We start from the raw sequence: 21,196 nt of genomic DNA, 5'->3' as shown, positions 1-21,196 counted from the left end.
CAATCACTTTTGCGACCCACAATGGTGGTCGCCATGTCAAATGGGATCTTCAATGAACAATAACGATCTGGTCGCCAAACTGTGGAAATTGTGCGACAACCTGCGCGACGGCGGCGTCTCCTATCAAAACTACGTGAATGAACTCGCCTCACTGCTGTTTTTGAAAATGTGTAAAGAGACCGGCCAGGAAGCGGACTACCTGCCGGAAGGCTACCGCTGGGATGACCTGAAATCCCGCATTGGCCAGGATCAGATGCAGTTCTACCGTAACCTGCTGGTTCAGCTTGGCGCGGATGACCAAAAGCTGGTGCAGGCGGTGTTTCATAATGTCAGCACCACCATTGAACACCCCAAACAGCTGACTGAACTGGTCAGCTATATGGACGCGCTGGACTGGTACAACGGTAGCCACGGCAAGTCCCGCGACGACTTCGGCGATATGTACGAAGGCCTGTTGCAGAAGAACGCCAACGAAACCAAATCCGGCGCGGGCCAGTACTTCACCCCGCGTCCGCTGATTAAAACCATTATCCACCTGCTGAAGCCGCAGCCGCGCGAAGTGGTGCAGGATCCGGCCGCCGGGACCGCGGGCTTCCTGATTGAAGCCGACCGTTACGTGAAGTCACAGACTAACGATCTGGATGACCTTGATGGCGACACCCAGGATTTCCAGATCCACCGCGCGTTTATCGGCCTCGAACTGGTGCCCGGCACCCGACGTCTGGCGCTGATGAACTGCCTGCTGCACGATATTGAAGGCAACCTCGACCACGGCGGCGCCATCCGTCTTGGCAACACGCTGGGCAGCGACGGTGAAAACCTGCCGAAGGCGCATATTGTCGCCACTAACCCGCCGTTTGGCAGCGCAGCAGGCACCAACATCACCCGCACCTTCGTGCACCCGACCAGCAACAAACAGCTGTGCTTTATGCAGCATATTATTGAGACCCTGCACCCCGGCGGCCGCGCGGCGGTGGTGGTGCCGGATAACGTGCTGTTTGAAGGCGGCAAGGGTACCGATATTCGTCGCGACCTGATGGACAAATGCCATCTGCATACCATCCTGCGTCTGCCAACCGGCATCTTTTACGCCCAGGGCGTTAAAACCAACGTGCTGTTCTTTACCAAAGGCACGGTGGCGAATCCCAATCAGGATAAAAACTGTACCGACGACGTGTGGGTGTATGACCTGCGGACCAATATGCCGAGCTTCGGCAAGCGCACGCCGTTTACCGAGCAGCACCTGCAGCCGTTTGAAACCGTCTACGGAGAAGATCCGCACGGCTTAAGCCCGCGTACCGAAGGCGAGTGGAGCTTTAACGCCGAAGAGAGCGAGGTTGCGGACAGCGAAGAGAACAAAAACACCGACCAGCATCAGGCCACCAGCCGCTGGCGTAAGTTCAGCCGCGAATGGATCCGCACGGCAAAATCCGATTCACTGGATATCTCCTGGCTGAAGGATAAGGACAGCATCGACGCCGACAATCTGCCGGAGCCGGACGTGCTGGCGGCAGAAGCGATGGGCGAACTAGTGCAGGCGCTGGGTGAGCTGGATGCGCTGATGCGCGAGCTGGGCGCGGGCGATGAAGCGGATGCGCAGCGTCAGTTGCTGGAAGAAGCGTTTGGTGAGGTGAAGGCATGAGTGAGGGGAAATTGCCAGAGGGGTGGGTAAACACAACCATTGGAGACATCTCGGTTAAATGTTCACAACGAGTGCCTGAAGAAAACGAGCAATTCATTTATGTTGATATTGGTAGCATAAACCGTGAGCTCAAAATAATTGAAAATCCTCAATACCTTATTGGTAAAGATGCTCCAAGCCGGGCAAGAAAAGAGATTAAAGCCCATGACATCATTGTTTCGCTAACAAGACCGAATTTAAATGCTGTTGCTTTAGTGAGCGAAAAATATGATGAACAAATTGCCTCAACTGGCTTCGAGGTTATTCGACCAACTCTGGTAGAAAGTCGTTATATTTTTGCACTGGTTCGCTCACGTCATTTTATTGACTCAATTTCAGGATTAGTTCAGGGAGCATTATACCCAGCTGCAAAGTCAAGTGATGTTCAATCCTATGAGTTTCCACTACCACCGCTTGCTGAACAAAAAATCATCGCCGAAAAACTCGATACGTTGCTGGCGCAGGTAGATAGCACCAAAGCACGTCTTGAGCGAATTCCACAAATCCTGAAACGTTTTCGTCAGGCGGTGCTTTCAGATTCTATTAGCGGTAATTTAGCAGGGCAAGGACAAAAATATAAATCTATTCATGTAGATGATTTTTGGTCACATGATGTTATAGGGTTAGAACATTGGAAAGAGTATAAATTCAGTGAAGTAGTGAAAGTTGTCGGTGGAAGTCAACCACCTAAATCTGATTTCAAATATGAAATGCAAGATGGTTACATACGCCTAATACAAATTCGTGATTATAAAAATGATAAATATAAAGTATTTGTTCCATTAAAGAAAGCCAAAAGATTTGTTGAAAAAAATGATGTCATGATAGGACGTTACGGACCTCCTATTTTCCAGATATTAAGGGGTTTGGAAGGCGCTTATAATGTTGCGCTTATGAAAGCTGTTCCCAAAGCAGAATTACTGGACAATGATTATCTTTACTGGTTTTTACAGAATTATAAATTATATAATTTTATCGAAGCTGGTTCTGATCGAACTGCGGGTCAATCCGGGGTTAATAAAAAGCATTTGGAATCATATCCAGTACTTTTACCTCCAATACATGAACAAACTGAAATCGTCCGCCGCGTCGAGCAACTCTTCGCCTACGCCGACACCATCGAAAAACAGGTCAACAGCGCCCTGACCCGCGTCAACAGCCTTACCCAATCGATCCTGGCAAAAGCCTTCCGCGGCGAGCTTACCGCTCAGTGGCGGGCTGAAAACCCGGATCTGATCAGCGGTGAAAACAGCGCCGCCGCCCTGCTGGAAAAAATTAAGGCCGAACGCGCCGCCAGCGGCGGTAAAAAAACCTCGCGTAAAAAAGCGTAATGGTGGTCATCGTCCATCGCTGACTCGAGTCGTTTTAGCGCTCCCAACTCTTTATTGGGAGCGCTAATGCATTAAGACGGCATCACCTCTACCAACACATCCGTTGCCCAGCTTTCCTCGCTATTAAGTACTTTGCCCTCCTGGCAGGCTTGCGCCAGTTTCACTAGCTGATAAGTCACATCATCAGTAAAGTCAAAGTTACGCCATGCATACGGGAAGTCGATACGCCAGTATCCCATTCCCTGGTCGAAGCGAATCTTCAACATCTGGCTATCTTCAAAGGTCACCGTCAGCTTACGATGATGTGGAATATCACGTGGCGAATCGAACACCGTCATTTCTACCGCTCTGCCCATTGCCGCAGTAAACCACTGGTCGGCGAAATCCTTAAAATCCGCATCGCTCATCCAGTCATGGAACGGCCGGTTGCCGGGACGATCTTTGGGCTTAAACAGAGTATCAAGCTCAAGCTCCGCGTCATCGGTTAACTTTGTTTTTAGCGGTTTCAGTATCGCCCCCAGCAGCGCCAGCGCAACCGGGTTTTGCAGATAGCGATCGGTATAGTGAACGCTGGTGATTCGCTGGTTTTTCATCAGCGACTGTGCTTCTTCATGGCTGTTAAACAGCGCGTCCCAGAAGCGTTGTCCGAACTGCGAAAGTGGACCATTTAACTGTTTATGAATCTCTATGTCTTTGACACGCTCAACAGCGTTCGCTGCTTTCCCCGGTAGAACAAACTCGTTCAGTTTTACCGTCTTATAGCCGAGACTGCGAACGACCAGTTCGTCATTCAGGTGCCAGCCAGGCCCCGGGATAGTTGCCTGCGGGCTGCGAGAAGCCAACGTCATTACGCGATCGGCAAAGTCGATTTGCGCAACAATCGGTAATTCCAGAGCCTGTTCGCTATGACACAAACGCACGCCCAAAGCAGTAAACTGCGAAAGCTCATGCAACAGCTCCGGATTATCGATGCCAGCTGGAATGACAAGGTCGACCGCAACATTGTCTTTTACCCGGTAGTTCTGAATAGCCGCCCGGAATTGACGGGCATAAAGATCCCACTCATTGAGTGGCCCATTCATCCACAGAGTGAGTTTTTCAGCCCCCTCGTTAATCGCCCGACGAAGGGTATCGCTAATCGCTCCCGGACAATATCGGGCATCTGGTAGCGAGAATGTCTCTTCATCTGGTAAACCAATGTAGAAACTGAAGTCATCTCCAAGCCAGGTCAGCGCCGCTTTACGGTCTAGCAGATCGTGATCGTGGCGGGTTTGGGAATCGAGCAAACATTCACTGCAGGCGGTATCACAATGATTGCAGCCCAGCTGTTTCACCATCCCCAGCAGAATGGTCTCAATGTGCAATGGCGCACTGGACGCAAAACCCGCGCCACCGCTAATCACATCGTAAAGTTGAACGGCTAAAACCGATTGTCCATCTTCCAGTCTGACCGGACGCACGGCGTAGCCCAGTTCTGCGGCAGAAATACCCAGTACACCCGCCAATGCTTGACGCAATGCAACCGCCAGAGTCATGGCGACAAGCCGACCTTCCTCCGTATTATCCGGCAGGTATTCACCGTTTTGCGGCTTGCGCAGAACTATTTCAAATACATCCGTTCGCGCTAATGCCCCCAGCGTGACGTTTTTCATAAGTGCCGTCGAACCTGGACAAATCAGCCGCTGATTCTGGCTATCGCGGTCCGCTTTTCCCGGACGAGGTGGGTAGTGAGCCTCCATACTTCTCGGTGCATCATTTTCATTCAGCATCGACTCCGCACGCCCACAGCTCAGGCATAACGCGTAACCATGGCCACCTTCTCCGAGACTTTGCTGGAAAACATGACCATCTGCACCAGATGTCATATATCCCATTGTCGGGTTAGGCAGCGGTACGGACTCTGCTTTAACAAATACCCAGGCAGGGACAACCGGGATAAATTTCATGGTTTCAATGTTATTTGTCACCGGCGCATGCGCATCGGTCACAAAGCCAGCAGGCTGCAGCACCTGGCGGCGATTATCCATGATGATTTTTTCACCACAGGCGCTATTGGTGCAGCATAATACCCCGGAACTGCTCATACCCTCCTCATAGCCGATGGTCCCGCATTTTTGGCAGCGCCAGGCGCAATCCAGACGCTGCGCTTCATTCGTATCGGCATTAATATTGTGCCAGTGCAGGGAGACGCCGGCAGAGCGGAACACACGGCCATCAAGAATAATTTCTGCACCTGGTGCATATTCACGGATGGCAACTCCAAGGTTTCGGGAGGGGAGTCCTTTATAGCGCGACACGTTATCTTCGCGATCTTTTTTATCCCGGCTTTTCTGCGATTTTTCGCGAATATAATCTTCCATTGTGAAGTTATCAAATGTCACAACATCTGTCGGGAAGCCGTATCCGGGAAGGAAAGTTCTGGCCGCCAGGTCACGCAGCAAATACTCGCCACAGTGTCGTTTTTTCTCCAGTTCTATGCGCTTGCGATAAGGTGTTAGTGGCTGCGACTCTCGCTCCTGGGCCACAAGATCGCGATAGACAGAAAGCCATCGCTGCTGCAGGAACGTAATCGCATGGATTGTTTTATCCCGCAGCAGGTCGGGTCTGGCTCCATTTAATGCTGTGCCTTTCACCAGCCGTTCTAGCGCCGCATCGATATCAAGGACCGGACGCTCCAGCCATACTTTAAAACGTTCACATTTTGATTGCCCGTCGTCGTCACCGAAAAACCAGAGGCTGTCGAGGCTGGTTTTTTCTTTGTCCGTTTCGCCAATAACGTGACATAAAAAGTCAGAGAGCAATAACGCATTGACGTGGCGTTGCACCAGCCGGACTGAGTTCATCGCCACCATAGGTGCCGGGATCATGGTTTCAAATGGCCACAGCGGGTTAGCAAAAACCTGCTGGTCGTGCGGGTTCCCTTTACATAGCGTGTAAGAGATTGCACGTGATTCCTTACTACGCCCGGCTCGCCCGGCGCGCTGTAAATAGTTTGCCGGATGCGGCGGCACGTTGTTCATCACCACGGCAGTAATGCCGCCGATGTCGACCCCCATTTCCATGGTAGTTGAGCAGTTGAGAACATTAAGCTGCCCATTCTTGAACATCTTTTCATAGCTTTGCAGGCGTTCTGACGACTGCTGGGCAGAGTGCTCTGCAGTGCGGTAGTAGAAGCCGCCTTCAACGACACGATCGTTGATATCCGTCCAGACATTTGCCGAACGCAATTGCGCGATCAGCGGCTCGTTGCTGACCCAATCACGTACTTTCGCCAGACCCGGAGCGTAGTCTTCTTGTGAACGCTCCAGCTTCCAGACCTCTGGCATTGTGACCTGCTGCGCGACAAAAGCATCGTATTGCGCCTGGGTGAGTTGTTCAAAGGAAATGTGAGTGGGTAGATAGGGGGTTAACCCTTTAAAAGTAGTGTCCAGAATTTTATTGGTGACCGGACAAATCCAGGCGTCCGCGATTAAAGAGAAGGTCAAATGCTCTTTCGGCAAATAGAAACGGTTACCATCAGGCTTCAGTACTGCAAGTGACCCGGTAAGCTGGTTCCATGCTTCTTTTAACCATGTATTGATAATATCTATCGTCGCCGTATTTACTTTTTTAAAGCCGGCACCAAGCATTAGTAACTTCACTAAACGATGAGATAAATTGCCATTACGAATTTGTGGCCAGCGTCTGTTCTGATTATCTTCGGGATCTTTCGTTTCCGGGTTACGGACGAATTTTGACGAAAAACGACTACCAATCCAGTTTTTTAACTCATCGTCCAGTTGTGTGAAGTTGCTTTCACGAACGTATAGATCCAGCGTAACCTTAAGAAAATCCTTCCAGTCATCCAGGGTCAGCCCTTTCTCCTGCCAATGCACCGGAATCTTATGGATCTTTTCCAGCCCCTGATAACCAACCCGTACTAGTCCTTGCGTTTCCAGGCTATTAGTTCGTTTAGGCCGACGCATGAATTCCCGGAAAAGCAACATTTCCGAAAGCTTCAGCGGCCCGCCGTTTTCGTTGAAAATTTCAGGCTTCAAATAGTGATTGTATTGCAGAATAGGGCCGCTAATATCGGCTTTCTCTCTAAGCTCATTGACTATTTCTGTCCAGGTTCGGGAAATCAGAATGGGCGCTACGTTACCTCCGGTCGCAGCCTGAAAAGCTTGTTCAAGCTGTTCAGCCTGTACTTCTGCCAGCTTCGCTTGTTCAGGTAATCCCCAGCTTCTAAATTCTTCGGCCTGTGCGCGTGCCTGTTTTGCCAACGCTAATAACTTTTCCAGATCTGTATTGGCATTGGGGGGGGGGGAAGTCTGTGTTCGTTGATGCCAGCCCAATATTTCTACTACGCTGCCCCGTAAGCGACTGCGTTCAGCCTCTTGCTGCATGCGTACCGCCATGCGCGCTGTTCCTTGGCGGCTGTCGGTGAAGGTGATGAGACGGCGGCCTCTTCCTGGCAGTGAATCAGGGCCCACTCCCTCCTTTCCTTCTTCACTGATAAAGTCCTGACAATACTCCAGAACGGTTGGCACAATATTGGTGACATAAAACGGTCCACCCAGCAATGCGCGGCGAAAAGGTTGTTTTCCACTCGTGCCTCTGTAGCCGCAGCCACTGGCACTACATACCTGTTCAATATCGTTAATGATCAATTCAATGCTTTCATTACCAACGACACCAATACGACGAGTCTGGCGATCGAGTCGCTGTAGGATATAACCTGTTTCGCTGGTCTTTTCTGCCGCAATAATAAGCGGAGGGCGGTAACTACTTTCTTTCTCAACTTTTTCTTCAGTGGCGTCACTTTCAACATTCACCTCATCCTGCAAAGAAAATTCATCGCCACCTTTATTTTCCCATTGGACAAGTTTGCCATTTTTATCCCGTGCCAGAAGATGCGGTTCGTTACATTCATTACAGAATGCCAGTTCGTAGACCGGGCTCCCGCAGTCACAATTTTGTCGTTGATTCACGTATACATAACCAAAGGGCCAGCCCTTTTCCAGCGGAGTGCCATGCTTTTGTCTGCAATCTTTATCAACACAAGCCCACACTCCCTGGGTATTGCGTTGGAAGATATGCGCTCTTATCTTCAGGAATGCCGGATCTTTAGGGTTAGGTTGTGTACCAGAGCAGACGTCGATCCAACGAAGCACATCCTGTTGGCTATAATGCTGCTTGGTCAGCGTATTCAACCGCTGCGTCATCGTATCCAGCTTCATAGGATCTGGCTGAGTAACTAACATTTCACGCAAGTAATGTGCTTCAGGTGAATGCGTAAGAGCATCAAAGCGCTCTGGGCTTACGCCCTTCATGTCTGTATCAGGGATTTGCTCAATTTCTTCTAACGGAACATAAACGTGTTTGCATGGTTCCAGTTCCGGAATAACCCGGCTTCCGTCTAGTACGTCGATGCGCTCCTGCGGTATACCGGATAATTCAGAGAGGAATTTCTTCAGTTGTTTTTCGGCATCGCTTCCGGCAATAGTTGCAGAGGTTGCTACAAAGCGAACATCATCTGGAGTCACACCAAAGGCCGTCATAACGCGGCGTAACTGCAGCGCTAGTTCAGCGGCCTGTGAGCCGACGTAGGTATGCGCTTCATCCAATACGATCCAGCGTAATGATTTCTGTGATTTAGATTGCTGGATAATTGGAGCGTCGATCTGACGGACCATCATATATTCCAGCATCGTGCCGTTGGTCACCAGAATTGGAGCGGGTTCTTCACGCATTTTTTCGCGCGAGAGTACTTCATTCGGTCTTTTTACCTGTTCGCTTTTCACTGCGGCGTGAAGATTTTCGGTATTTCCGTTGTAGAGGCAGTATCGGATTCCGGAACCAAAACCTCGTGTCCAGGCGTCCAAGCGCTCACGTTGCGAATTAATTAAGGCGTTAAGTGGATAGAGGAAAAGGGCTCTGACACCGATCAGCGGATTGTTGTCATTATCATGCAATTCCCGGTAGAGGTCTTCCAGCACCGGCACCATAAAACATTCGGTTTTGCCTGAACCCGTACCGCTGGTCACTACCACTGAATGTTTTTTTTCCAGTAGAGCCTTCCAACTGGCTAGCTGGTGAGTAAAGGGTTTCCAGTCAGCACCAAAACGGTAGCGTCCATTGCTCTGATCATCCAGTGAATCAACCACAGCTTTACTGAGCAATGCGTTGCCTTCCGTCAGGCTGCGCATCGTTTTGTTTGACGCTTTCCAGCCAAACATTTGTTGGAAAACGGGAGAAGCGAGGAATGAGCCTGATTTCCCACAATCGGCGCCCATTTGCTGCGCGAGGTGCTCACGCAACTGCGGGTTTGTGACCCCCATGATACTCAATGTTGCTTCAGTTGAACGAGACAACGATTGTTCAATAAGTGACGAAAAATAGCGTGTAGTCATTCTTATTCCTTTTTATTTTTGAGCAAAATAACGCAACAGGCTGCACTGGAAGATGGCCTTAAACCAGCGGGAATCGAAGTCCCTGACCTGTCTCAGGAAAAATACAGCACCCGGTTTGCGGTCAAATACGGTTTCAAAAGAGGTATTACCGCTTGCTACAGCTGCGGCGAAGACGGGTAACAAGGCAACGGAATAGCGGTATTCTGCGTCTGGATTAATGCTGATCACTGGATTTTTTTGTGATGTCATCCAGCTATGGAGCCGCTTGCTGCCGTACTCTGGCCAGCGAGCTTCACTATGCTCACGTAAAAGCTCCTGATACCACTCGCGAACGAAGAACTCTGGAATGGGCGGAGGGAATTGTCCGTAACTTAACCATTTCTCAATTTCGTCGGCATATGTCGGAAAAACGAGCCCCAATCGCTGATACATGCTCTTCACCAGTAAATTCTGGGTTTCTTCCGGTGCACCCTTTTGGCTCAGGAACAATTTAAATCGATCGGCTGCGGTTTTGATTTCGAAGATGGGGAAGAACTCCCATAAAATAGGGAACTCATTTTCAATGCGGCTCAAATACTCAGCTGACATCTCAAATTTAAATAGCGACATCGCCAGTGCTCGTGGATGCTGTACTAGCGCACGCCAAACTTCAAAGGTTGCCAGCGGCAGATAACCAAAGTGTTAGTACAGGCAACGCATAAACTGCCAGCCGGAATGTGCGGGATCGTTAGCCATCTGTTCAAGTACCAGAGTAATGGTATTAACTTCAGACTGGGGATTAAAAAGCTGGGTCGCTTTCTGCAATGAACGAATACTACTTTCATCCACGGGTAACGATGGTTCCCCACGAATGAAGTAGGGGCGAAACGCCATTTCCTCACCCTGTCTGGGAACTACTAACCACGGCCCATTTTTGTTAATAACCGAACTCAGTTCATATTCACCTGTCGGTACACCTTCGCTCATTCTTGATGATAATAAGGTGATTTTTCTCTCCGGCTCACTCAATAACATGATGACAGGTGAAGACATTTGCCCGGTACGATAATGGGTTGACTGGCTGATGAGCAGTTTTCTTTCAAAATCATAGCGTAAACTGTATTTATAGCGGCGAATCTGCCAGCTCATCACAGTACCTGCGCCTTTGATTTTCATCTCTACAACCTGGTCAATTCCTGTCTCAAGAGACAGTAAGTTTTCAATATGTTCTCTCAGACTATATAAATTGAGTTCGACGGGGTTTTCCCCTGCGGTATAACACCATTCATGCCAGGCCTGTAACCTGTTTTTGGAACGTAGATGTAATTCCAGTGAAAAACGTGTCGGATCGCCATTTTTACCAAATAAAAAGGCTCTTGAACCCAGCAAATCATGCAGAGTAATATTTTTATCCAGAATGCATCCATTTGCATCAAGGGCCAAGCAACCTTTTGCAGGGAAAGGTAGAGTCATCTCTATTGGGGCAGCTCCCAAATTTGGATAGATCTGCAAAGAGACAAACGCAGGAGGTATTCCTTCTGCTTTAAGTAATATTTCTGTTCGTCCTGCTGAGCGTTTACGAGTAACCTCAAGTGTTTTATCTTTTAAGACAGACATGCAGGGATGTTGTGTTGAGATAACAATGGAACCTTCATTGGCTAGCCCACTCGCCTTTATTTCAATGTTAAAATCTGCCGGCAAGATCCCAATTTTTCGACGCAGTAGAGTTTCATTTTGAGTGTTTCTGACAGAAACATATTGCGTACCCATCATCTCTTGTACCTGACATTCATCTAACGATATGCCACTCAGGTAACGTTTGAATTGTATATCTTCAGCATTCAGGTTTTTCGCCGTAACTTTAGGTACACCAAGGAATGTTTCATCAGGATGGCAATTCCAGGTCACATGTTTTCCATAAAAATGAAATCCGCTCTGATAAGATTGTTCTCTCCCGGTGCGGATCCTATATGTTTCATCTCCGGAAATGGTTATATCTTGGCGTCCTTTTACGGACAGTGTTCTGAGTCCTAATAATGATGCTGTACCTGGAAAGCCTTCATACCCTGAAAGAGTGGCTTTTTCTTGAGGTAAGGCAATAAGAACATTGCTATTATCTACTGTACAAGAAGCTTGCCCTTGCAATAACCATAGTTCCTTATCATCAACAAAAGTAAGTGGTACCTCGCCAACGGCGATTTCACTATCTTCAAGTTTTATGGTGCCAACAATCATTCCTCCGGTTCGTGCAACAATCGTTAAGCTCGCAGCTGGTTGGCGTCTGAAAAATCTCGATTCAATTTTACGCAGGCGAACTTTGGCATGGGCGTTCTCCAGGGAGGCATAGACGGGGCCGAGACAGGCGACTTCTTCACCATCTTCATAAATGGCAAGTTCAAATCGCGTCGTTGAGGGGGCGCTGATGATTGGGAAGGTGAGTTCATCAGGCAGCGAAATTATCGCTTGGATTTGGTCGGGATGGTTTTCCGACCAATAGAATTGACAACCGGAACCCTTATTTTTTTGTAGTTGGGATTTAGTTTCTACCGAGGCAGTACATAGCAACCCATTAAGAAAGCGGGTACCTGTTTCATCATCCAAAGGCATAGGAAATTCATCGCGCCATTTTGGATGTACTTTATCAAGTTGCTTCACGGGTTCGGCATGATTGCTCAGGTTGTACATTAGAACCAGCGAGCTGAGTTTTTCCGCTATATGGCTGATGAGTTCTACAGAGGTGTCTTCGCTAAAAACAGTCGGCAGGGCTGATTTTTCTATGACAGTTCTTACTAGAGAATGTATGGAAAATTCTGCCAGTTGTGTCTGCCCATATTGATTGAGAATCCGGGAGAATACATTCTGAAAATGGCTATCCGATTCTTTCAGTAAGCGGAATGGTAACCCTCCCTCACTGAATAATGTTCCGAGAAAATTACGTCGTTCCGATTCGTAAAATCGGATTGGGCGGTTCCAGTAACCTTCCATCCCTTTAGGGATAATAATCCTTAATTCAGTCGACGTTAATGATACACCTAATGCTTTATATATAGGGTCCCAAGTCCAGCCACAATGGCGCTCATAATCTCTGCGATACCATTCAGAGCAAAAAAGGACAAAACAGGCAGCGTAACCTTTATCATCGATATTACTTTGTACTTGACCAACCGCACGAAGTAGTTGTGTTAGATTATTATATTCATCATTGGTCGCATGATATTCATATAGGGGACGGCTATCAGGTTGTCTCAATCCTCTACGATTAAGAAAGTTACTTAGCCAGGAAGTACATTTTACCCAAGAAATGCATTCTGATTGACTCAAGGCAAACTCCTTACAGACAAGCGAAAAAACCTCGTAGTTTTATTTAAAAAAACAGATTAGGCTACTCTTATTTTTATGTGGCTTCAACCACTAATTTTTGTGGGTAAACCTGACAAATGTTTTTTATTTAAATAATAACAAAAATTTATTGATTTCATCCCATTTATTGAGTTGTCTAATTATTTCAAATGGAATGAAATTTCGATTAGGCGTCGTTATGCACAATGACGAATGTTTTATCTTCTATGATATAGAGCAATTGAGAGAACTATACAACCAGGAGTAATGAAAGTTGGATCATCAGTCAAAAATACATGGGGTTGATGTTTACTATGTATGCAGCGCACAATATGTAGTTCAGGAGTAATTTTCATTCTTAATCAATGAGTTAAATAGAGGTGCGTTTTTAAACGTGCAGGGGAAGGGGTTACTGAACTAAAAATTAGAGGCATCATGTAGAAAAACCTATGTATCACTCTTAAAATCAAACTTTGAGGGAGAGTTTAACACTAGGAGAGAGGAAGCTAGGTGTTAACAAAAACCCAAGGTACGCTCGACGGGTTACTCAGTTAAAACAATAGTTTTGGTAGCGAGGCTGGATAAGCTGCTCGGTTTCAGAGTTGACAATCATAGATACTCAGCAATCATAAAGTGTTTCTTCATATTCTTCAGCCTGTTGTCGGTCCGCTTACACCGCTGCTTGAGTGACCGCGTAATGATTTTGGATAAAGGAAAAGCTTCGAGGGCCTTGCTCCATTTCCTTTGGAAGCGATCTACTACTCGAAAAATGCCGCAATACCGCGAATCTGAGCGGCGCTTAGATAGCAATTCTCAATAACAACTCATTCTGATGTGGCATGCTGCGATACAAACGGTTGTTCAATTTACTTCTCTTTTTTTACAACCCATTACGCCCGCAAAAGCTACGACTTTGCCGCAGCACTCTGGTTTGAACTCTTTTCTCTGGCGCTTATAGCTCAATATAATTGCTTGCTCCCCACGATTTCCGGATTAACCCCCTATGCCCAACGGACCATTCTCCGGGCTATCAATCTGCTGGATAAATATCTGCGCCAGCCCGGTATATCCTTTACCTCTAGTACTGCTGCCTGTGACTGGCTTCGGTTACAGCTGGCAGGACAAGAACGGGAAGTGTTTATGGTGCTCTATCTCGATAACCAGCACCGTTTATTGGAGAGTGAAACGCTATTTTCCGGTTCGATTAATCATGTCCAGGTCCATCCTCGAGAGATTGTGAAGTCAGCGCTTCGCTTCAATGCTGCGGCTGTTGTGCTGGCGCATAACCATCCATCCGGTGATCCGGAGCCCAGCCAATGCGATCGCAACATACGAGCAGGCTTAAAGAAGCCCTGGCACTGGTTGATGTGAACATACTCGATCATCTGGTTGTCGGTTCAGATGGCATTGTGTCGTTTGCAGAGCGAGGTTGGATGTGAGGATACTTCAAAGAAATATACTGAATTAGAGAACGATTCATTTCTAAAGTGGGGTCTGAATCGTAATGTGACACCTTGCTTTGGCGCTCGTCTGGTTCAGGAGGGAAACTGGCTGCACTATCTGGTTGATCGGGCCAGCATTACCGGTGAATTCAGTAACGCAGAATCTTTGAAGTTGGATGAAGTATTCCCACATTTTATCAGCCAGATGGAGTCGATGTTGACCACTGGTGAAATGAATCCTCGCCATGCCCACTGTGTCACCCTGCACCACAATGGTTTCACCTGCGAAGCCGATACCCTTGGCAGTTGCGGCTACGTATACATCGCCGTTTACCCCACTCATCGTTAGCTACTTTCACAAGAGCAAATATGAAAATTCTACCTGCAATAACTCCGCAGGCGGCGACGCGATGTCTGTCGCCTGTGGCAGTCTGGCAAATGCTGCTTGCTCGCCTGCTGGAACAACATTATGGCCTGACGCTAAACAACACGCCGTTCAGTGATGAAAAGGTAATTCAGGAACATATCGATGCCGGTATATCTTTGGCCGATGCCGTTAATTTTCTGGTGGAAAAGTACGGGCTGGTTCGTATTGATCGCAGGGGATTCGACTGGCTAGAACAGTCCCCATATCTGCGGGCAGTCGATATTCTGCGGGCGCGACAGGCAACTGGTTTATTGAAAAGAAATCGTATTAGCGCGGCACGGTGAACATTGGGAATAGCCTTCCTGATTCACACTGCAGCTTTCCTTACTTATTTACTCATTCCAAAAAGCACCTGCCGATGCTGGTTGGTGCTTTTACTTATATGGACGAAATATCATGCAAATAGAAGCTGTAATTTTTACTGGGCACATTATCGCAAGTACAATCCGGGAATGCTGGGCCGTCGTTGTTGATGGTTTTGACGCATGCGGCGAACAAGCTTATGATCCAGCTTAATTTCTTTTCCTCATGAAGGGACGGGTATGGGCAACAGAATGTGGATGATCCGCGGTGACGGCGGCAAGCTCTATGACGATTTTCGCGATAAGCAAATTGTAGGCATCGGTTGGTCTCAGCTGGCTCCATTAGTCAAACCCGGCCTGTCCCGAGCTCAGTTACTCGCCTTATACCAGGAGGCAGATCCATTAGCAAAGCTGGGAACTGCGCGTTCTGGTGCATCGCAGGTCTGGCGTTTTGTGAACGAAATCCAAAAGGGTGATTGGGTTATTACCTATTCGCCAGCCAACCGTACTTATTTGCTAGGCAAAGTTACTTCAGATTTCCAATATCATCCTGAATGGGTGGAAGAGGGGATGGGAATCGCTCGACAGGTTAAATGGAATACTCAAGAAATTGATCGCGATCGACTGTCTGTTGCTACCAAAAATACATTGGGTTCTACGCTGACGGTTTTCCAGCTTCCAGAATATGCGCTCGAAGAGCTTTTGCAGGATAAGAAACCCACTGTAGATGTGATTACACAGAATCCAATTGCGATGGATGAAGATGAGGTCGTTTCTGATCCGCTTCGCGATGTGGAGTCGTTGGCGCGTGAAGGTATTAAAGATCGAGTTAATGGACTCGATCCGAAGGAGATGGAGTATCTGGTTGCAGGAGTTTTACGCAGCATGGGATATAAAACACAGGTGTCTCCTGTGGGGCCAGATCGTGGGAAGGATATCATCGCATCACCTGATGGATTTGGATTTGAGAATCCACGTATCGTCGTTGAGGTAAAACATCGCAGGGAGCAAATGGGGAGTCAGCAGATTCGCAGCTTTATCGGCGGTCGCCATAAAGACGATCGCGGGCTTTATGTCAGTACGGGGGGCTTTACGAAAGATGCTCGCTATGAAGCCGATCGTTCGACGATACCTCTGACGCTCTGGACGCTTGATGATCTCGTCCGTGCGCTTATTGAGAACTATGAGCAAGTCGATATCGAGACCAAACTTTTGGTGCCTCTGAAGAAAACTTTCCTTCCTGCCTGAATTTTGCTTTGATAGCCATATCGGTGTTCTACTGGTATGGCTTTATAACCACTTGCAATGTCTATTTTTCGTACGGATTTTAACTTGTGGATACAAGTGCGGGTATGACTATTTATTCCTGTTTATAAACATCATTGATATCAGTCTATTAGGTGTGAAATTCGAGTCCGGCCTTCGCAACAATACATTTCTACGATTATATTTTTCCCAGAGCCTGGCATCTGCAAGGCTATGCGAATTTTTTCCGTTGCACAGGGACAATCGAATAAAATTTTCTTTAATATACTATTGCGAATGTTATTTAAGGCGGCTTCAGCAACTTTTAGCTTTTATCCGTTGTAGTTAAATAACATAAAAAACATTTTCATAGCCATTTCTATAAAATTTGTAAATAATCATGATGTTATTTGGTAGGAATTAATCAAACGTACAAATCTTACCCAATATCATTTCAGAACATATGATGAATGATTAACTGTCAAGGAGCCCACCCAAACTCCAAGCGAATAAGGCCATTATACAAACGACCTTATTCATTAGAATTACGTAAACGTTCTTAATAGTTAAATCAACCTACCTGGACCAGAAACAACGATAAAACACCGCCCTAAAATCATACCGTCACCCGATGATTCCATGCGTCTTTGAAGACGATATTCCCGTCACAATGCTTCCACGTAATAGCCTCATATCTTAACTGAATAGTCTCACTGTGGGTGCCTGTCCCTGAACCAGTAAATAAATTTGGCGTGATTCCTGTTACTTTGACGTTATCTAAAATGATATTGAAACATTCACTTTCAACACCTGCATCAAGGATCTGATACATCTTTATTGTCGCTGATTTCAAAGTTATATTTTTGCTTAACGCCATATATAAAAATGGCGTTGTTTTATCAAATTCTTTCTGCACAGTTATTGGCGTATGTATACGGGTACCAGTTAATCTACCGGTATATCCATCCACGGGGACGGATAAGTGATGCGTTACGGCCTTTCACTCAATTGCGCCCCTACGTCCTGTAACTAAAGAATTGCCATTGATAGGGTAACCATTAGCATCAGTCAGCTAAAGGTATGCTGGATTAGACATTGTTACTCCTTATATCTGTTTATATAGGAAGGCAAGATCACCATAATGACGAGCCACAAAATCATGGTAATAACTTTAACAGGCCACAGCTCAAAAAAAGCTAAGCAAGCAATAACGCCAATAATGAGCAATGGGCCATATATTAATTCAAGCATCCCACCTAATATGCGCATGTTGGTTTTGAAGAATCTATTTAATAATAATGCTATAAGATAAGTGCTGCCGACAGTAATGATTATGGCGATTAATCTGACTGGCCATGTATCAAGTGCATTCAGCAGGATCAGACATGTAGTAATAATATATGAGCAAATAAAGGTATTAATGATGGCTGTAATATGGCTTTTCATGTCAGCCAGCCTCAGCATTCGTATTCAGGTATTGATCTACGCGTTCCATTATCCTGTTGAATACCGATTGTCTCTCTGTATACCCGGCATTGATGGCATCCAATAATGGCTGCACCGCATCGGCAAACAATAAGTAAAGCAGACCGTAATTCCGCGATCTGAGCAGAGCATATACCTCGGTTGCATCATTACTCAAGCTGTCGGACACTTTGAGAGAACGTTCTGTTTCACGCTGATATCTTGACCCGGTATCGAATATACCGTAAATCAAATATCCATAATCTAAAGGTACAGACAATCCGCCATTGATAAGTCCGGTCACTGTCTCTGGCGAAATTATGATGTCATATATCCTACGGGCGATCCCTTCAATATCTGCCATGATGCTATCCTTGCTTATAATAAGAAGGATAAAAATAACACCTTTTCAATATTAAATAGTAACAACGGTCACGGATGAGGAAATAAACCAGGTGCGCTTTCACACCAGGAGAAGAGGTGGAGGTTTGTTATTATTTTGTCATTATATAAATGACATTAACTCATTCACATAATTAATTATGTGTTTTCTCTTATCTCTTTAATAAAATCCCATTCAACCAAACCTCATCTCTCCCCGGACGGACGTCACGGGTCATCCATAACGCCTGAATCTCAGTATCAGGCACAGCCTCCACCAACCTCCTTAACCCCACCTCATCCATATCCGTAAACCGCCTTCCATCCACCTCCCGTTCCCCATCCCCATGCTTAAACGACACATACCAAACCCCCCCAGGCTTAAGCGCATCCGCAAGCTTCTGCATCACCCCCGGCAACTCCACAGCCGGAACATGCAGCAGAGAAGCACAGCACCAAATCCCGTCAAACTCCGCTTTCCAGGCCACATCCGCAAACGTCATCAGCTGAACCGACAATCCGGTATGCGCACGCGCCATCTCAACCAGGGCAGATGAGGCATCAAAGGCTTCTACCTGGTAGCCCATTTCCATAAACGCTTTGGCATCACGCCCTGAGCCACACCCGGCATCCAGCACCCGCGCACCGGGCGCAAGAGAGCGGGTAAAGGTTTCGTAGAGTGAAGACATATCAACATTCACCGTGCCGTCGAAAAATGTCTGTGCGTTGTTCTGGTAGTAATTAAGCGTCATTAGAATGTGGCCTCGCCTTCGGCGTTGGGTTCCCAGATATGGAAGAGCATTACTTTGGCAGCATTCCAGTTCTTTTCAAGAAAGTCTTTTCGCACGGCGGGATGACGCCCTGTTTGTTGGACGATCGTCTCATGCAGGGGAAGTTTGCTCTGAATAAAATACTCGTTGCGCCGGTTTAATCTTTCCAGAAGTTTAATCCCCGGCAGATGCGCGAACTTGCCTGCGGCACCACGGTTACAGCATTTGCAGGCGAGCACCAGGTTCCAGACGCCATTGATATTGGCGACCCCCTCACGGGCGGCCCAGGGGATAAAGTGGTCAACGTCTGCCAGTTCGGCATCGCCGGGAATCAGGCTGATTGGCCTGTAACAGTAAAAACAGCGGCCTTTCTGGTAACCATTCAGGCTGTCGCAGCAGCTGGTGATATCAACGCGTCGCGCATTCACTTTGGCAAACAGCATCTGATTACTTTCATCGAATTCGACACCAACCAGATTACGTGACACGCCCATCGCCCAGGCTTGCTCCACCAGATTCCAGCGCGCCGTCGTTTCAAAGGCCAGGTTTTGATATTGCTGGCGTTCACCCAGCAAGTAGAAATTATCCGTTAGCCGTATGCCTTTATGCGTTTTGCGCTCATCGATGAAAAAGCGTTTGTCGATCTCGGCGGCATTCACATTATGGAAGGCGTCCAGTACCACGCCGAACCCACGGCGAACAGTGCTGTCAATCAACTGGCTCTGTGAGACCTCACCCTGATTAAAGCCAGCGCAGGTATCCAGATACTGGCTTTTGCTGGATGTGATTTGCTTCGGGGCGTGCTTCAGGTGCTCGCAAAGATGGCGGCTGAAGGGGACAGCGAGTTCCTCCAGCGTGATCAGGTCGCTGCCTGTTTTATCCACTTCATAGAGCGCGTGCGCAAGCGCAAACTTGTAGGATGCGACGTTCCTTCCAAAGAGAATCACCCCGCGCCAGTAGTTCTCCAGCGTAGGATCGGCCTGGTAAAATTCCATCGATAAGGGTCCTGTTACGTGGGTAAGGTTGTGGGCAACCGAAACCTGTAACGGGATCACATAACAAATTGTGGGTGATGTAAATCGTAAATTGATAGATGTAGTGAATTCTTGATGGGGGGTATTGAAGCTTGAATTTCATACTTCAGCCCGACTCAAAAGATGGTGAAGTCGATTGTCCCGGGCATTTCCATTCTTCACCCTGGCGATACCGTTATCTCTCAAACCCCTTTTCCCTTGCTTCTGCACAATTGCATCGCTGGCTGCGATTATTCCGAAAGCTTTTATTAGACGTATAAACAGTGCGGTGATAATTTAATTGCGCCCAGCAATTATCTTTTGTACAAAAATGTCCAATCGCGTCGAAATAGATAACGCATTCCCCGAAGTGCTGTCGAAAAATGAAGGTTAAATCACGCCGAATTACGCCTGAGTGCCATTTTACCGTGTAGACTTGGCATAACTAATGTTGTTAAATGGAAACAAATAAGATGCAGGTGAATGTTAATAACGAGATAAAAAGCTATACAGTGACGCATGAACAGAAAGCGCAGTAAAGAAAATGAAAATTAACTGTTCAATATGGTGATAATATGAAAGTTCTGCAAAGCCAGGAATTTTTCTTATCAGATAGGCATGCCTTCTGCCTGTTTATGCTGGGAAAGCAAAACATGGAGGAAGTGCATGGACATGATTTTGATGAGATTGTCATTGTAAGCGAAGGAAGTGGTTTCCATATTATTAATGGCAGCGTCGAATTTATCTATAAAGGTGATTTCTTTTTTGTATCAGTGAACGATACCCACAGTTACCTTTCTACCAATAATTTGTCAGTGATTAACGTATTAATTCATAAAGAACGCAGCTTTTTCTTTCTGGCAAATATCGCTAAGTTGATCGACATTCTTAAACAGAACAACAGTCTGAGATGCACCTACGATACTTCATTATCGGAAGAGGAACTGGATAAAATCCTTGGTTTTACGCAAATCATAAACCAGCTCCAGGATGATGAATTTGATGAGCTTTACTTCTCTACGGCAGAGACTGCCATACTGGGCATCCTTGACACCTTGTGCCGCCGGGCGCGGAAAAAAACCTTGCGGCAGCAGGCCGAAGCCTGTGGACGGAAATATTTGATCAATGCCCTGAAGCACAACTATCTACGGCATATCAACTGGGAAGGGCTATGTGATGAAAGTCGGATGACGAAACGGACCATGTTCCGCTTCGTCAAGGATGTTACCGGCTATACCCCCGCAAAGTTTCAGCTGCTTTTTCGCTTATTGAAAGCTCAGGAGCTTTTACGCACCACAGATAAAACGATTAATGAAGTGGCAATAAATTGCGGTTTTATGAATACCGTTAGATTCACGGAGACCTATAAAAGACAATTCCGCTATACGCCCTCTCAGGAGCGGAAATTGGTGCGCTAATCCAGTAAGGGA

The 21,196-nt window shown here is 47.0% G+C and carries 11 protein-coding genes and 3 pseudogenes; 7 read left to right on the top strand and 7 right to left on the bottom strand.

Annotated features, from left to right (window positions below; all coding sequences use genetic code 11):
• Positions 1-52: 52 nt before the first annotated feature.
• Both hsdM and WFN75_RS14050 read left to right on the top strand, forming a co-directional pair.
• A complete protein-coding gene (hsdM, locus tag WFN75_RS14055) occupies positions 53-1,642 on the top strand; it encodes a type I restriction-modification system methyltransferase (RefSeq protein ID WP_336996367.1) in 1,590 nt (529 codons plus the stop codon).
• A complete protein-coding gene (locus WFN75_RS14050) occupies positions 1,639-3,012 on the top strand; it encodes a restriction endonuclease subunit S (protein WP_336996366.1) in 1,374 nt (457 codons plus the stop codon). Before hsdM ends, WFN75_RS14050 begins: the two co-directional genes overlap by 4 nt.
• A 71-nt stretch (positions 3,013-3,083) precedes the next feature.
• On the opposite strand, the gene WFN75_RS14045 is transcribed toward WFN75_RS14050, so the two are convergent.
• Entirely contained in the window at positions 3,084-9,404 is a 6,321-nt protein-coding gene (locus WFN75_RS14045; protein ID WP_336996365.1) for a DEAD/DEAH box helicase, read from the bottom strand.
• Between the two features lie 12 nt (positions 9,405-9,416).
• Positions 9,417-12,704 (bottom strand): annotated as a pseudogene (locus WFN75_RS14040) (STY4851/ECs_5259 family protein).
• Between the two features lie 852 nt (positions 12,705-13,556).
• On the opposite strand from WFN75_RS14040, the pseudogene radC reads away from it, so the two are divergent.
• The 4 genes and pseudogenes from radC (at position 13,557) to WFN75_RS14020 (ending at position 16,141) form a co-directional block, all read left to right on the top strand.
• Positions 13,557-14,161: pseudogene (gene radC / locus WFN75_RS14035) on the top strand (RadC family protein).
• Positions 14,124-14,513, top strand: coding sequence for a type IV toxin-antitoxin system YeeU family antitoxin (locus tag WFN75_RS14030; protein ID WP_336996364.1), 390 nt, complete (start codon positions 14,124-14,126; stop codon positions 14,511-14,513). Before radC ends, WFN75_RS14030 begins: the two are co-directional and overlap by 38 nt.
• A gap of 20 nt (positions 14,514-14,533) precedes the next feature.
• Positions 14,534-14,875, top strand: a complete 342-nt coding sequence (locus tag WFN75_RS14025; protein ID WP_336996363.1) for a TA system toxin CbtA family protein — start codon at positions 14,534-14,536, stop codon at positions 14,873-14,875.
• A 258-nt stretch (positions 14,876-15,133) separates the two neighbouring features.
• Complete coding sequence (locus tag WFN75_RS14020) at positions 15,134-16,141, top strand: restriction endonuclease (protein ID WP_032681768.1); 1,008 nt, start codon at positions 15,134-15,136, stop codon at positions 16,139-16,141.
• Between the two features lie 613 nt (positions 16,142-16,754).
• Here the strand turns inward: WFN75_RS14020 and WFN75_RS14015 are convergent.
• From WFN75_RS14015 to WFN75_RS13995, 5 genes and pseudogenes are all read right to left on the bottom strand, one after another.
• A pseudogene (locus tag WFN75_RS14015) lies at positions 16,755-17,210 on the bottom strand (Hcp family type VI secretion system effector).
• Between the two features lie 26 nt (positions 17,211-17,236).
• Positions 17,237-17,584: a hypothetical protein gene (locus WFN75_RS14010; protein ID WP_336996362.1), complete on the bottom strand. Its 348-nt coding sequence runs from the start codon at positions 17,582-17,584 to the stop codon at positions 17,237-17,239.
• 1 nt (position 17,585) lies between these two features.
• The gene (locus tag WFN75_RS14005) at positions 17,586-17,966 is read right to left on the bottom strand and encodes a hypothetical protein (RefSeq protein ID WP_336996361.1); all 381 of its coding nucleotides are present in this window, start codon (positions 17,964-17,966) and stop codon (positions 17,586-17,588) included.
• Positions 17,967-18,156: 190 nt separating this feature from the next.
• Positions 18,157-18,735 (bottom strand): class I SAM-dependent methyltransferase, encoded by a 579-nt coding sequence (locus tag WFN75_RS14000; protein WP_336996360.1) that lies wholly within the window; start codon positions 18,733-18,735, stop codon positions 18,157-18,159.
• Positions 18,735-19,748: an HNH endonuclease gene (locus tag WFN75_RS13995; RefSeq protein ID WP_336996359.1), complete on the bottom strand. Its 1,014-nt coding sequence runs from the start codon at positions 19,746-19,748 to the stop codon at positions 18,735-18,737. Before WFN75_RS13995 ends, WFN75_RS14000 begins: the two co-directional genes overlap by 1 nt.
• A gap of 593 nt (positions 19,749-20,341) precedes the next feature.
• Between WFN75_RS13995 and WFN75_RS13990 the strand changes: the two genes are divergently transcribed.
• Complete coding sequence (locus WFN75_RS13990) at positions 20,342-21,184, top strand: helix-turn-helix domain-containing protein (protein ID WP_336996358.1); 843 nt, start codon at positions 20,342-20,344, stop codon at positions 21,182-21,184.
• Positions 21,185-21,196: the final 12 nt, after the last annotated feature.

The sequence above is a fragment of the Leclercia sp. UBA7405 genome, assembly GCF_037152215.1.
Lineage (GTDB): Bacteria > Pseudomonadota > Gammaproteobacteria > Enterobacterales > Enterobacteriaceae > Enterobacter > Enterobacter pneumoniae.
The sequence above is the reverse complement of the archived record's forward strand: the minus strand, read 5'-3'. Positions and strand labels throughout refer to the sequence as shown.

Excerpts from the sequence above, each read along its gene's own strand:
- WFN75_RS14045 (WP_336996365.1), bottom strand. The coding sequence starts at position 9,404 with ATGACTACACGCTATTTTTCGTCACTTATTGAACAATCGTTGTCTCGT.
- WFN75_RS13995 (WP_336996359.1), bottom strand. The coding sequence starts at position 19,748 with ATGGAATTTTACCAGGCCGATCCTACGCTGGAGAACTACTGGCGCGGG.
- WFN75_RS14030 (WP_336996364.1), top strand. The coding sequence starts at position 14,124 with ATGGCATTGTGTCGTTTGCAGAGCGAGGTTGGATGTGAGGATACTTCA.
- hsdM (WP_336996367.1), top strand. The coding sequence starts at position 53 with ATGAACAATAACGATCTGGTCGCCAAACTGTGGAAATTGTGCGACAAC.
- WFN75_RS13990 (WP_336996358.1), top strand. The coding sequence starts at position 20,342 with ATGAAAGTTCTGCAAAGCCAGGAATTTTTCTTATCAGATAGGCATGCC.
- WFN75_RS14020 (WP_032681768.1), top strand. The coding sequence starts at position 15,134 with ATGGGCAACAGAATGTGGATGATCCGCGGTGACGGCGGCAAGCTCTAT.
- WFN75_RS14010 (WP_336996362.1), bottom strand. The coding sequence starts at position 17,584 with ATGAAAAGCCATATTACAGCCATCATTAATACCTTTATTTGCTCATAT.
- WFN75_RS14050 (WP_336996366.1), top strand. The coding sequence starts at position 1,639 with ATGAGTGAGGGGAAATTGCCAGAGGGGTGGGTAAACACAACCATTGGA.
- WFN75_RS14005 (WP_336996361.1), bottom strand. The coding sequence starts at position 17,966 with ATGGCAGATATTGAAGGGATCGCCCGTAGGATATATGACATCATAATT.
- WFN75_RS14025 (WP_336996363.1), top strand. The coding sequence starts at position 14,534 with ATGAAAATTCTACCTGCAATAACTCCGCAGGCGGCGACGCGATGTCTG.
- WFN75_RS14000 (WP_336996360.1), bottom strand. The coding sequence starts at position 18,735 with ATGACGCTTAATTACTACCAGAACAACGCACAGACATTTTTCGACGGC.